This window comes from Streptomyces sp. JH34 (assembly GCF_029428875.1).
Taxonomy (GTDB): Bacteria; Actinomycetota; Actinomycetes; order Streptomycetales; family Streptomycetaceae; genus Streptomyces.
The window spans coordinates 5,300,297-5,312,915 of record NZ_JAJSOO010000001.1 but is presented as its reverse complement, the minus strand read 5'-3'; the positions used below and the strand labels follow the sequence as shown (position 1 = coordinate 5,312,915).

The 12,619-nt window shown below is 72.5% G+C and carries 12 protein-coding genes; 8 read left to right on the top strand and 4 right to left on the bottom strand.

Translation table 11 applies throughout. The annotated features are described in order from the left end of the window. Position 1: 1 nt before the first annotated feature. A complete protein-coding gene (locus LWJ43_RS23800; RefSeq protein ID WP_277334246.1) occupies positions 2-1,165 on the top strand; it encodes a sensor histidine kinase in 1,164 nt (387 codons plus the stop codon). A 78-nt stretch (positions 1,166-1,243) separates the two neighbouring features. Next, on the top strand, positions 1,244-1,876 hold the full coding sequence (locus LWJ43_RS23795; protein ID WP_277335971.1) for a response regulator transcription factor: 633 nt from the start codon (positions 1,244-1,246) through the stop codon (positions 1,874-1,876). Between the two features lie 30 nt (positions 1,877-1,906). On the opposite strand, the gene LWJ43_RS23790 is transcribed toward LWJ43_RS23795, so the two are convergent. Then, positions 1,907-3,421 (bottom strand): MFS transporter, encoded by a 1,515-nt coding sequence (locus tag LWJ43_RS23790; RefSeq protein ID WP_462100906.1) that lies wholly within the window; start codon positions 3,419-3,421, stop codon positions 1,907-1,909. Between the two features lie 234 nt (positions 3,422-3,655). Between LWJ43_RS23790 and LWJ43_RS23785 the strand changes: the two genes are divergently transcribed. From LWJ43_RS23785 to LWJ43_RS23765, 5 genes are all read left to right on the top strand, one after another. Next, positions 3,656-5,188, top strand: a complete 1,533-nt coding sequence (locus LWJ43_RS23785) for an MFS transporter (RefSeq protein ID WP_277334244.1) — start codon at positions 3,656-3,658, stop codon at positions 5,186-5,188. Positions 5,189-5,310: 122 nt separating this feature from the next. Next, positions 5,311-5,967 (top strand): class I SAM-dependent methyltransferase, encoded by a 657-nt coding sequence (locus LWJ43_RS23780; protein WP_277334243.1) that lies wholly within the window; start codon positions 5,311-5,313, stop codon positions 5,965-5,967. A 36-nt stretch (positions 5,968-6,003) separates the two neighbouring features. Next, the gene (locus LWJ43_RS23775) at positions 6,004-6,936 is read left to right on the top strand and encodes an N-acetylmuramoyl-L-alanine amidase (protein ID WP_277334242.1); all 933 of its coding nucleotides are present in this window, start codon (positions 6,004-6,006) and stop codon (positions 6,934-6,936) included. A 186-nt stretch (positions 6,937-7,122) separates the two neighbouring features. Beyond that, positions 7,123-7,926: a DUF5336 domain-containing protein gene (locus LWJ43_RS23770; RefSeq protein WP_277334241.1), complete on the top strand. Its 804-nt coding sequence runs from the start codon at positions 7,123-7,125 to the stop codon at positions 7,924-7,926. A gap of 269 nt (positions 7,927-8,195) precedes the next feature. After that, the gene (locus LWJ43_RS23765; protein WP_147963195.1) at positions 8,196-8,489 is read left to right on the top strand and encodes a hypothetical protein; all 294 of its coding nucleotides are present in this window, start codon (positions 8,196-8,198) and stop codon (positions 8,487-8,489) included. Positions 8,490-8,607: 118 nt separating this feature from the next. Here LWJ43_RS23765 and LWJ43_RS23760 read toward each other — a convergent pair whose 3' ends face one another. The 3 genes from LWJ43_RS23760 to LWJ43_RS23750 are packed head-to-tail and all read right to left on the bottom strand — an operon-like array spanning position 8,608 to position 11,775. Further along, positions 8,608-9,681: a prenyltransferase gene (locus LWJ43_RS23760; protein ID WP_277334240.1), complete on the bottom strand. Its 1,074-nt coding sequence runs from the start codon at positions 9,679-9,681 to the stop codon at positions 8,608-8,610. Further along, positions 9,678-10,409, bottom strand: coding sequence for a class I SAM-dependent methyltransferase (locus tag LWJ43_RS23755; RefSeq protein ID WP_014156527.1), 732 nt, complete (start codon positions 10,407-10,409; stop codon positions 9,678-9,680). Before LWJ43_RS23755 ends, LWJ43_RS23760 begins: the two co-directional genes overlap by 4 nt. A 52-nt stretch (positions 10,410-10,461) precedes the next feature. Then, the gene (locus LWJ43_RS23750) at positions 10,462-11,775 is read right to left on the bottom strand and encodes a glycosyltransferase family 4 protein (protein ID WP_277334239.1); all 1,314 of its coding nucleotides are present in this window, start codon (positions 11,773-11,775) and stop codon (positions 10,462-10,464) included. A gap of 233 nt (positions 11,776-12,008) precedes the next feature. Between LWJ43_RS23750 and LWJ43_RS23745 the strand changes: the two genes are divergently transcribed. Next, positions 12,009-12,614 (top strand): TetR family transcriptional regulator, encoded by a 606-nt coding sequence (locus tag LWJ43_RS23745; RefSeq protein WP_277334238.1) that lies wholly within the window; start codon positions 12,009-12,011, stop codon positions 12,612-12,614. Positions 12,615-12,619: the final 5 nt, after the last annotated feature.

Here is a 12,619-nt window from a genome sequence, read left to right as displayed (position 1 = left end):
GGTGACCGTGCTCGGGAGGGCGACGAGAAGGAGGAAGGGGCGGCCCGGACCGCCCGGCCCGTACGCCCTGCTGCCCACGCTGCTGATGGGGCTCGGCGCGTTCTCCAATCTGTGGCAGGGCGAGACGCCCAATCCCTGGGTCGGCGGACTGGGGCTGCTGGCCTTCAACTCCCTCTACATCTCCGTGGTGTTCAGGGGCTTCGACAGGAGGAGGCGGGAGAGCGTCACGTCCTACGTGCTGCTCGCCGCGATGGGCACCATCACCTTCGGCCTCTCGATCGGCTACGGCGGCAACTGGCTGCTGTTCTTCCCCTTGTTCTCCCTGGCGTGCGGCACCATCCTGCGGGGTCGGCGGCTGGGCGCAGGCCTGGTCGTCCTGGCCGCGTGCGCCTGTGCGGTGGCCGTGTGGCGCGGCGACCACGTGTCGGAACCCTGGACGATCGGGTACGGCACGTTCATCTCGGGGGCGGTGACGGCGGCGATCCTCACGCTGTCGGAGACGGTGACGGAGCTGCGCGCGACCCGGCAGGAGCTGGCCCGCGGCGCCGTCGAGCAGGAGCGGCTGCGCTTCTCGCGCGATCTGCACGACTTGCTCGGCCACACCCTGTCGGTCGTCGTCGTCAAGTCGGAGGCGGCACGCAGGCTCGCCCCGCACGACGTCGACGCCGCGGTGGCGCAGGTCGTCGACATCGAGTCCGTGGGCCGCCAGGCCCTCACCGAGATCCGTGAGGCGGTGACGGGATACCGCGAGGGCAGCCTGGCCACCGAGTTGGAGCGGGCCGGTCCGGTGCTGGCCGCCGCCGGGATCGGCACGGCCGTCCACCGCTCGGGGCCGGCGCCCGCCCCGCAGGCCGACGCGCTGCTGGGCTGGGTGGCGCGGGAGGCCGTCACCAACGCCGTGCGCCACAGTGCCGCGACCAGCTGTGTGTTCGTGCTCGACTCCACGCCCGAACGGGTCCGGCTGACGGTGACGGACGACGGCACCGGGTCCGGACAGCCGGTGGTCACGACGCGCGGCGGTACGGGGCTGAAGGGCCTGGCCGAGCGGCTGGCCGCCGCGGGCGGCTCCCTGGAGTCGGGCCCCGGGCCGGACGGCGGCTTCGTCGTGACGGCGGAGCTGCCGGCCGGGACGTGGGCGCCACCCGGAGCACGGGACTGCGGCTGAGGGGTGCTCCGCCGTGCGAGGTGGTGGCGCCGGGCCTCCGGGCGGGGCCCGGCGGCCTACTCTGAGCCCGTGAACGAGATGCCGGAGGACCACCGCCCCACGGTTTCGGTACGCATCCTGCTCGCCGAGGACCAGGGCATGATGCGCAGCGCGCTCGCCCTGCTGCTCGGGATGGAGCCGGACTTCGAGGTGGTCGCCCAGGTGGCGGCCGGTGACGAGATCGTCGACGCGGCGCATCTGTCCCGTCCGGACGTGGCGCTGCTGGACATCGAGCTCCCGGGCCGCAGCGGCCTGGACGCGGCCGCCGATCTGCGTACGGAGGTGCCTGACTGCCGGGTGCTGATCCTGACGACCTTCGGCAGGCCGGGTTATCTGCGGCGGGCCATGGAGGCCGGGGCTTCGGGCTTCCTGGTGAAGGACGGCCCGGTCGGGGATCTGGCGAAGGCGATCCGGCAGGTGCTGGCCGGTGAGACCGTGATCGACCCGGCGCTCGCCGCCGCCGCGCTGGGCGCGGGCCCGAGTCCGTTGACCCCTCGGGAGCGGGACGCGCTGAACGCCTCGGTGGACGGGGCGACGGTCGCCGACATCGCCGGGAAGCTGAGCCTCTCGGAGTCCACGGTCCGCAACTACCTCTCCTCGGCGATCGGCAAGACGGGCACGCGCAACCGCATGGAGGCGATGCGTGCGGCACGCCGGCAGGGCTGGCTCTGATCTCCGGGCGAGGTGCCGGGAGGCCGCGTTTCAGGCCTCGGGTGAGTGCAACGCCGGCGCGGGCTCCTTCCCGGGCCGTCCCGCCCGGCTCCCGGCCCGCGTGCCCGGCCGGCCTCCGGGGCCGGTCCCTCCGCGGCCCGGCAGCCAGAGCAGCATCATCAGCGCTCCGGCCACCAGCACCAGGGCGGACGTACGGAAGGCCAGGGCGTATCCGGCGGTGATCTCCGCCGCGCCTCCCGACCCTGCGGTGCGGGCGGCCGCGACCGTGGAGAGCACGGCGAGGCCCAGCGCACCGCCCATGGTCCGTGAGGTGTTGACCAGTCCGGAGACGAGTCCGGCGTCGCCGGGTGCCGCGCCCGAGGTGGCGAGCGTGGCCAGCGGGGTGGAGGCCAGTCCGGCCCCGGCCATCATCAGGACGCCGGGGAGGCAGACCGAGGTGAGGTAGGAGCCGTGCACGCCCATGGTGGACTGCCAGCCGAACCCGGCGGCGGCGACCAGGGCACCGGCCACGGCCAGGGGTTTGGCGCCGGTGCGCGCCATGATCGCGGGTGCGGCCTTCGCCCCGGTGAAGACGGCGGCGGAGCTCGGTACGAGCGCGAACCCGGCCTCCAGCGGCGTGTAGCCGAGCACGTTCTGGGCGTAGACGGTCATGAAGTACCACATGCAGAACGTCGCCGAACCGAGCAGCAGCATCGACACGTTCGCCGCGGAGACGGCACGCACCCCGAGGACGCGCAGCGGCATCAGCGGCGCCACCGCCCTCGCCTCCACCAGGACGAACAGGCCGAGCAGTGCCGGACCGCCCAGCAGGGGCACCAGGGTGGCGGCGGTGGTCCACCCGGCGGCCTCGGTCTGCACGACGCCGTACGCCGTCGTCGCCAGGCCGGCCGTGACGAGCACCGCGCCCAGCAGGTCCACGCGGCGCCGGTCACCGGCCCGGCCCTCGGCCAGCCACACCGCCGCGCCCGCGAGGACGAGGACGCCGACCGGGACGTTGATCAGCAGGACCCACCGCCAGGAGAGGGTGTCGGTGAGGACTCCGCCGATGAGCCCGCCGGCCGCTCCGCCGCCCGCGCCGACCGCCATCCAGGTGCCAATCGCCTTGGTCCGCGCGGGGCCCTCGGGGACGGCGGCGGTGAGAATGGTGAGCGTCGCGGGGGACAGCACGGCCGCGCCGAGCCCCTGCCCGGCGCGGGCGGCGAGCAGCTGCCAGTCCTCCTGGGCGAACCCGCCGGCCAGGGAGGCGGCGGTGAAGAGACCGAGCCCGGTCAGGAACATCCTCTTGCGGCCGTAGATGTCCGCGGCCCGCCCGCCGAGCAGCATGAAGCCGGCGAATGCGATCGAGTAGGCGTTGACGACCCACTGCAGTCCGGGTGCGCTCAGGCCCAGGTCGGTGCGCATGGACGGCAGTGCCACGTTGACGACGGACACATCGAGGACGACCAGGAACTGTCCGGTGCAGGCCGCCGCGACCACGGCCCACGTACGGGTCCGGGGCCGGGCGGAGGGCTTCTCGAGCGGGGAGGCGTCAACCATGGGTGTCATCCTCGCAGCCCGCTCACGCCCCGGACATCGGTTTGCGGTCCCGCCGGCTCTCCGCCCCCCGGCGTAGGACTCCGCCGACTTCCCCGTTTTCACGCCGCGTTCACCGGAATATCGCGGGCGTACGAAAGCGTTCAACATGCACACACTTGGCGGTGAGCGCTGCCCGCGGGCGCGCCGCCGTACGCTCCACCCCGCTCGAACTTCCGCTTCTTCCCCTGCCCGGAGGCCACACGTATGCAACGGACGACGAACGAACAGCACGCAGGGAAGCTCCCCGACCCGCGCAGGGGCCGGGGCGGCGGCGTCGTTCCCGTGCTCGCGTTCGCGGGGATCACCGTCGCGGTGATGCAGACCCTGCTCGTCCCCGTCATCAAGGACCTGCCGTCCCTGCTGCACACCGACCCGGCGAACGCGACCTGGGTGATGACGGCGACCCTGCTCGCCGGGGCCGTCGCGACGCCGATCATGGGACGGCTCGGCGATCTGTACGGCAAGCGGCGGATGCTGCTGGCCAGCCTCGCGGTGATGGTGGTCGGTTCGCTGATCTGCGCCTCCACCGACGACCTCGTGGTCATGATCGCCGGCCGGGCGCTCCAGGGCTTCGCCATGGGGGCCATTCCGCTGGGGATCGGCATCATGCGCGACGTGCTGCCGCGCGAGCGGCTCGGCTCGGCGATGGCCCTGATGAGCTCCTCCATAGGTGTGGGCGGCGGACTCGCGCTGCCCGCCGCCGCGATCGTCGCGCAGCACGCCGACTGGCACGCCCTCTTCCTGGCGTCGGCCGGGCTGGGCGTGCTGGCCATGACCCTGACCGTCCTCGTCGTGCCGGAGCCGCCGCTGCGCGCGCCGGGGCGCTTCGACCTCGTCGGCGCGCTGGGGCTCTCCCTCGGCCTGGTCTGTCTGCTGCTGCCCGTCACCAAGGGCAGCGACTGGGGCTGGACCTCCCCCCTGACGCTCGGGCTGATCGCCGCCTCCCTGGTGATCCTGGTGCTGTGGGGCCTGTTCGAGCTGCGTTCCCCGGCGCCGTTGGTGGATCTGCGGACCAGCGCCCGCCGTGAGGTGCTGCTCACCAACCTCGTCTCGATCATGGTCGGGGTCGCCTTCTACGCCGTCTCGCTCGTCCTCCCGCAGCTGCTCCAGCTGCCGGAGTCGACGGGGTACGGTCTGGGCCAGTCCATGGTGGTGGCCGGGCTCTGCGTGGCGCCGCTGGGCCTGACGATGATGTTCGTCGCCCCGCTGTACGCCCGGATCTCCGCCCGCCGCGGGCCGAAGGTCTCCCTGATGCTCGGCATGCTGGTCATCGCCGTCGGTTACGGGGCGGGGCTCGGGCTCATGAGCGCCGCCTGGCAGACCGTGGTGATCGCCGTGGTCCTGGGGGCTGGCATCGGGCTCGCGTACTCCTCGCTGCCCGCCCTGATCATCGGGGCGGTCGACGCCTCCGAGACCGGGGCGGCCAACGGCCTGAACACCCTGATGCGGTCGATCGGCACCTCGCTGTCGAGCGCGGTGATCGGCATGGTGCTGGCGAACACCTCGGTGCGGATGGGACCGGTGGACGTCCCCACCATGGAGGGCTTCCGGACCTCGTTCATGATCGCCACCGGGGCGGTGCTGATCGGTCTCGTGCTGGCCGCGTTCCTGCCCGCGCAGCGGCAGGAACGCCCGGTGCTGCTGGCCAGCAGCTCCGGCGACGCCCTCGCCGCCGCGGAGTCCGCCCCCGTGGCGGCGCCGGTCGGTGTCCCGGAGCGTCGGACCTCGGCTCCGTAGCCGGCGGCCGGGTCACACCGGCCCGGGCCCACTCCGTCCGTACGCCCCCGCCGCTCCCCGCGGCGGGGGCGTACGGCACGATGGGACGCCGTCCGATCCACCGCCCCACCAGGAGGAACCCCGTGGCCGCCGAGTCCGCCGCCCGTCCCGAGCCGGAGGTTCTCGCGGCCTTCGAGGCCGCCAAGGGCTTCATGCCGGTCCACGAAGGGCTCGCCCTGTACGCCGCAGCGGTCGAGGCCGCCGCCCTGGGGCTGCCGCTCCTGGAGGTCGGCACCTACTGCGGGCGGTCCGCGATCCTGCTGGCGGACGCCGCGCGGGCGGCCGGGGTGACCGCCCTGACCGTCGACCACCACCGGGGCAGCGAGGAGCAGCAGCCGGGGTGGGAGTACCACGACCCGTCGGTGGTGGACCCGGAGGTCGGTTTGATGGACACGCTCCCGGCCTTCCGGCGCACCCTGCACAAGGCGGGTCTGGAGGAGCACGTGGTGGCACTCGTCGGAAGGTCTCCGCAGGTGGCGGCCGTCTGGGGCGGTTCGCTCGGCCTGGTCTTCATCGACGGCGGGCACACCGACGAGCACGCGAACGGCGACTACGAGGGCTGGGCCCCGAAGGTCGCCGACGGCGGTCTGCTGGTCATCCACGACGTGTTCCCCGACCCGGCGGACGGAGGCCAGGCCCCGTACCGCGTCCACCGACGCGCCCTGGAATCGGGGGCGTTCACCGAGATCTCGGTGACGGACTCGCTGCGCGTGCTGCGGCGTACGGGCCCGGGGATCTGAGACCTGCGGTCCGAGGATCACGGATAGCATCGCGGCGTGCGTCACTACGACTTCGTTCCCCCCACATCGCGTCCGGGGCCTCGCCACAGGCCCGTGTTCGCCGCCGCGGCACTGGTGGGCGTCTGTCTGACCGCCGCGGGGTGCGCGGGCGACGGCGGGCCGGGTCCCGGCGCCGGCGCGGAATCCGCGACGCGGCCGTCCTTCCCCTCGACGTCCCCCTCCGCCCGGCCCGCGACGCCCCCCGCGTCGACGGGTCCCTCCGGCGGGCCCTCGTCCGCCGAGCCGCTGCCCCGGGGCCCGCTCACCGGCCGCACCGTGGTGATCGACCCCGGGCACAACCCCGGGAACCGCGACCACACGCGGGAGATCAACAGCCAGGTGGACATCGGGACCGGCCGCAAGGAGTGCGACACCACCGGCACCGCCACCGACGCGGGTTACGCGGAGGCCAGGTTCACCCTCGACGTGTCCCGGAGGCTGCGAACGCTGCTGGAGGAGCAGGGCGCCGAGGTCGTCCTCACCCAGGACGGCGACCGCCCCTACGGTCCCTGCGTCGACGAGCGCGCGCGGATCGGCAACAAGGAGAAGGCCGACGCGGTCGTATCGATCCACGCGGACGGTTCCGCCACCGGCAACCGGGGATTCCACGTCATCCTTCCCGCGGCGGTGAACGCGGGCGCCGCCGACACCTCGAAGATCGTGGTCCCTTCGCGTGAACTGGGCGTGAGGATTGCCGGGAATTTCGTACGCGTTACCGGAAGCGCCCCCTCCAATTACATCGGCGACAGCACCGGACTGGACACCCGTGACGATCTCGGCGGCCTGAATCTGTCGACCGTGCCCAAAGTGTTCATCGAATGCGGCAATATGCGTGATCCGAAGGATGCCGCCCTGCTCACCAGTGCGGGCTGGCGTCAGAAAGCGGCTCTCGGCGTCGCCGAGGGCATCGGCAGCTATCTGAAGAGGTAGTTCTGCGGTGGAAGTGGCGACATCGGGGGGACAGCCGGTCCGAGGTCCGGGCAGCACCACAACCCGCCCGGGCAGACGATAGATTCATCCGTACGATGGGGAGCCGCCCCCGAGCTTCGCGCCGTACCCGCCGTTCAGGCGGCATCGACGACCGCCCCGACGAGACGACCGACTAAGGACCTTCACGTGAATATCCGCTCCCTCACTCGAGGCGACGGCGTGGTGATCGGAGCAGCGGTCGTGCTGTTCGTCGCCTCTTTCCTCGACCTCTCCGGCTACGACTGCCCCTCGGGCGTGGACTGCTCGGGCTACAGCGCGAACGCCTGGGACTCGCTATCCGCGCTGATGGGCATCTACCTCGCCGGCATCATCGGCGCCGCGCTGCTGATCGTCAGCCGCGCGATGCCGGGCCGCAAGGTGGTCGGCTTCGAACTCGGCCAGTTCGGCGCCGCGTTCACCGTCTACTCCCTGTGGACCATGTTCTGGACGATCATCGACGCCGGTGACGCGGGCGCCGGCCTGATCCTCGGCCTGCTGGCGACCCTGGCGCTGGCCGGCGGCGCCGTGGCCACTCCGCTGGTTCCCGCGCTCAAGGCCCCGCTGATGGGCGCACCCCGCCCGGCGCAGGCCGTGCAGCCGGCGTACGGTCAGCAGCCCGGCCAGGGATACGGATACCCCGGTGGCCAGCAGCAGTTCGGCGCCCAGCCCGGCCAGCAGCAGCCCTACGGTGCCCAGCCGAGCCAGGGCGGCCAGCCGGAGCAGCAGACCCCGCAGGGTGGTGCACCGGCCGGTGACTTCACGCCCTTCTGGTTCGCGGTGCCGGTGGCCCGTCCGCTGTACGGCGAGGACGGCGGCCAGAACCCGGTCGCCGAACTGGCGCCCGGTACGTGGTACCTCGCGGTCGAGCAGCGTGGCCCCGGGCTCATCGCGCAGACGCAGGACGGCCGTCGAGGTGTCCTGCAGGACACCTCGGGCATCCAGCGCGGCTGATCCGTCACGCCCCGAGTGGCCCCCGCCCGTCCGGGCGGGGGCCACCGTCGTGCCCGGGGCCGTGTCCGGCGCGTGTCAGCCGGTCAGTCGCGGGGTCGAGGCGACCTTGTTCCGCCCCCGGAACGGGGCACGGCAGGCCGCCCGGGCCGGGGTTCACGACGGGTGACGCGGGCCGGCACCCGTCGCCGGGCCCGCCCGCGCCGGAGCGGTCCGCCACCCGGCACACTCCGTACGGGTTTCACCTACGGTAAAGCGGCAATCCGGAGAGCATGTCTCCCAGAACAGGCTCAGGAAGCAGTACCGCCGCACGTGTCATAGCCGTCGTCGCGGACATCATGGCATTCATCATCATCCTGTGGATCCTGATGTACCTGCTCGACGCCAACCGGGGCAACGACCTGGTCCAGTGGGTCCAGGACTCGGCGCACTGGCTCGCCGGCTGGTCGTACGACCTGTTCACCTTCGACGAAGCGTGGGCGCGGGTCGTCGCGGGTTACGGTCTGGCCGCCGTGGTCTATCTGTTCATCGGTCACGCCGTGGCGGGCAGGGTCCGCCGCTTCTGATCCGTCCGGCAGCCGTGGCCTCCCGTCGGGAGCGAGCCCCCAGTCGCTCCGGCCAGGAGGCCACGGCCCGTTCGGGGTCCGGCGGTGTGCACGGGTGCCGGGAGGCACGGTCTCCGGCTCAGCGGCAGCAGTCCGGGTCGAGTCCCACCGGGAGCCGCTCGCCGCCGAAGACCGCCGTGGTCGCCTCGTCGCCCCCGAGCGCGGCCACCGCGAGCAGCAGCGATCCGGCGGTCCAGGTGGTGAGTTCCTCCGGCCACACGGCCTTCTCGCCCTCGAAGACGTATCCCGTCCAGTACAGCCCGCCCTCGGCCCGCAGGTGCTGGACGGACTGGAGGATCTCCAGCGCGCGGTCCGACTCCCCGGTCACCCAGAGCGCCAGGGCCAGTTCGCAGCTCTCGCCGCCCGTCACCCAGGGGTTGGGGAGCACGCAGCGCACCCCGAGGCCGGGGACCACGAACCTGTCCCAGCCGTCCTTGATGCGCCGCGTCGCGTCGGCGCCGGTCACCGCGCCGCCGAGGACCGGGTAGTACCAGTCCATCGAGTAACGGCTCTTGTCCAGGAACCGCTCCGGGTGACTGCGGATCGCGTGGCCGAGCGCACCGGCCGCGAGCTCCCAGTCCGGCTGGGCCTCCTCCCGCTGTTCCGCCAGTGCCAGTGCGCAGCGCAGCGCGTGGTGGACGGAGGAGGAACCGGTCAGCAGGGCGTCGGTGACGGGGGTGCCGTCGGGCTCGCGCTTCCAGCCGATCTCGCCGCCCGGCTGCTGGAGCCGCAGCACGAACTCGATCGCCGCGTAGACCGTCGGCCACATCCGGTCGACGAACGCGTCGTCGCCGGTGGCGAGGTAGTGGTGCCAGACTCCGACGGCCACGTAGGCGCAGAAGTTGCTCTCACGCCCGAGGTCGGTCGGCCGGCCGGGGTCGCCGTCGTGGTAGGCGGCGTACCAGGAGCCGTCCTCGTTCTGATGGCGGGCCAGCCACGCGTAGGCGCGGGCGGCGGCCTCGTGCTCCCCTGCCGCGTCCAGCGCCATCGCGGTCTCGGTGTGGTCCCAGGGGTCGAGGTGGTGGCCGCGGAACCAGGGCAGCGCCCCGTCCTCGCGTTGCACCGCGAGCAGCGCGGCCACGGTCTCGGCGGCCTGCCCGGCGGTCAGGACACCCGGCAGGACGAGGTGTTCGGTCTGCTCCGGCGTGCTCACGCCTCGGCCTTCGGCAGGTGCGGCTTGGTCGCGTACGCCACGAAGCTCTTGCCGACGACCGGGTTGAGCAGCTGCTCGGCGACCCGGGTGGCCAGGGGCTTCTTCATGATGTCCCAGACGAGCAGCTTGTGGTAGGCGCGCACCGGGAGGGCCTTCTCGTTGTCCACCCCGAACGCGCACTTGAGCCACCAGTACGGGCTGTGCAGCGCGTGCGCGTGGTGGGTGCCGTAGGGCTTGAGCCCGGCCTCACGGATCTTGCCGAGGAGCTCGTCGGCCTTGTAGATGCGGATGTGGCCGCCCTCGACCTCGTGGTACGCGTCGGAGAGCGTCCAGCAGACCTTCTCGGGGCCGTAGCGGGGCACGGTGATCGCGATCCGGCCGCCGGGCTTCAGCACCCGGACCATCTCGGCGAGCACGCCCTTGTCGTCGGGGATGTGCTCCATCACCTCGGAGATGATGACGACGTCGAAGGACGCGTCGGGGAAGGGCAGGTTGAGGGCGTCGCCCTCCATCGCGGTGGCGGTCGCGCCCGCGGGGGCCTCGCCGGCCTCCTTCATCGCGGCGAACCACTTCGCGACCTCGCGGATCTCCTCGGCGTTCTGGTCGAGGGCCACGACCTGGGCGCCGCGCCGGTAGCACTCGAAGGCGTGCCGGCCGGCGCCGCAGCCCAGGTCGAGCACCCGGTCGCCTGCGGCGAGCGGGAAGCGGGTGAAGTCGACGGTCAGCACGGGGGCCTGCCTTCGAGGTCGGAGGTACGGGTTCCGGGAGCCGTGGGGGTGCTCACCTGCGGGCTCCCCGGGCGGCGATCGACTGACGGTACAGCTCGACGGTACCGAGGGCGGCCCTGGCCCAGGTGAAGTTGGCGAGCACGCGGGCGCGGCCGGCCGCGCCGAGGCGGGCGCGCAGTTCACCGTCGCCGAGGAGCCGGCCGAGTGCGGAGGCCAGCGCCCCCGCGTCGCCGGGCGGCACGGCGAGGCAGGTCTCCCCGTCGGGCCCCGTGACCTCGGGGATGGCGCCGCCGGTGGTGGCCACCAGCGGGGTCCCGGTGGCCATGGCCTCGGCGGCGGGCAGCGAGAAGCCCTCGTACAGCGAGGGGACGCAGGAGACCTGGGCGCTGCGGACCAGGTCGACGAGTTCGGCGTCGCTGATGCCCTTGACGAACTCGACGGCGTCCTGGAGTCCGTAGCGCTCGATGGCCTGGGCGACGGGTCCGTCCTCGGCCCGCTTGCCGACGACCACGAGGTGCGCGGCCGGGTTCTCGGTGCGCAGCTTGGCGAGGGCCTCGACGAGGTGGACGAGTCCCTTGAGCGGGACGTCGGCGCTGGAGGTGGTGACGATCCGGCCAGGGACCTCGGCGACCGAGGGGTCGGGGGACCAGAGGTCGGTGTCGGCGCCGATGTGCACGACCTGGATGCGGTCCCGGCGCACCCCGAGGTGCTCGGTGATCTCCTGCTGCGACGAGCCGGAGACGGTGAGGACGGACGGCAGGCGGCGGGCGACCCGCTTCTGCATCCGGGTGAAGCCGTACCAGCGTCGGACGGAGAGCCTGCGGCGCACCGACTCCGCGGCGTCCAGGTCCAGTCGGCGGTCGACGGTGATCGGGTGGTGGATCGTGGTGACGAGGGGTGCGCCCAGGTCCCCGAGCAGGCCGTAGCCGAGCGTCTGGTTGTCGTGCACGACGTCGAAGTCCCCGCGCCTGGACCGGAGATGGCGCCCCGCACGCAGGCTGAAGGTGAGTGGCTCGGGAAAGCCGCCGGTCCACATGGTGGCGACCTCGGCGAGGTCGATCCAGTCGCGGTACTCGCCGCGTCCCGGGGTGCGGAACGGGTCGGGCTGGCGGTAGAGGTCGAGGCTCGGCAGTTCGGTGAGCGGGACGCCCTCGTCGAGTACGGGGTAGGGCTGTGCGCCGATCACTTCGACGCTGTGGCCGAGCCTGGCCAGCTCCCGGCCGAGGTGGCGGACGTAGACGCCCTGGCCTCCGCAGAAGGGGTTGCCCTTGTAGGTGAGGAGTGCGATGCGCAACGGCCTGTCACCGTCGGTGGCCGGCGTGCCGCCGCCCTCGAAGGGACCCGTCTCTATGGCCTCAGCGGTCACACTCGGCCCCCTTCTCACTGCGTTTTCGCCGGAGCGTAACCGGTCACGCTAATCTAGAACAAGTTTCAGACTCGTTCGTTCAAACACGCACCGAATCTACCGGCAGGTAGCGTCGGTGTGACGGCCGGATCAGGTGATTCGCGCCACGGTGGAGGCCCTGGCATGCTGTGCGCGCCCGGAAACCGGCGTCCGGCCGGACAGGGAACCGGTTCTCCCTTTGTGGATGGGGACAGATGACAGCTGAAGCCAGGCCGGCGGCACCGCCCCTGACGGAACGCCAGGAGGCCCGTCGCCGCGGCATCCTGCGGGCCGGCGCGCAGCTCGCCGGCCGGGGCGGTTTCGAGGCGGTGCAGATGCGTGAGGTGGCGGACGCCGCCGGGGTCGCCCTCGGCACGCTCTACCGCTACTTCCCCTCCAAGGTCCATCTGCTCGTCGCGATCATGCAGGACCAGCTCCAGCACCTCCAGGTCACGCTCCGCAGGAGGCCGCCCGCAGGGGACGACGCCGCCCAGCGGGTCGCCGAGACGCTGATGCGGGCCTTCCGCGTGCTCCAGCGCGACCCCCACCTGGCGGACGCCATGGTGCGGGCCCTGACCTTCGCTGACCGCGGGGTGAGCCCCGAGGTGGACGCCGTCTCCCGGCTGACGACGTCGATCGTGCTGGACGCGATGGGACTGGAGGACCCCACGCAGGAGCAGCTGGCCGTGGTGCGCGTCATCGAGCACACCTGGCACTCGGCGCTGATCACCTGGCTGTCGGGGCGGGAATCGATCGCACAGGTGAAACGGGACATCGAGACGGTGTGCGGGCTGATCGACCTGCCGGCGGACCCAGGCTGAGACCT

Bases quoted from the DNA above. Each gene is read 5' to 3' on its own strand.
- LWJ43_RS23795 (WP_277335971.1), top strand. From the start codon at position 1,244: ATGCCGGAGGACCACCGCCCCACGGTTTCGGTACGCATCCTGCTCGCC.
- LWJ43_RS23790 (WP_462100906.1), bottom strand. From the start codon at position 3,421: ATGACACCCATGGTTGACGCCTCCCCGCTCGAGAAGCCCTCCGCCCGG.
- LWJ43_RS23785 (WP_277334244.1), top strand. From the start codon at position 3,656: ATGCAACGGACGACGAACGAACAGCACGCAGGGAAGCTCCCCGACCCG.
- LWJ43_RS23765 (WP_147963195.1), top strand. From the start codon at position 8,196: ATGTCTCCCAGAACAGGCTCAGGAAGCAGTACCGCCGCACGTGTCATA.
- LWJ43_RS23745 (WP_277334238.1), top strand. From the start codon at position 12,009: ATGACAGCTGAAGCCAGGCCGGCGGCACCGCCCCTGACGGAACGCCAG.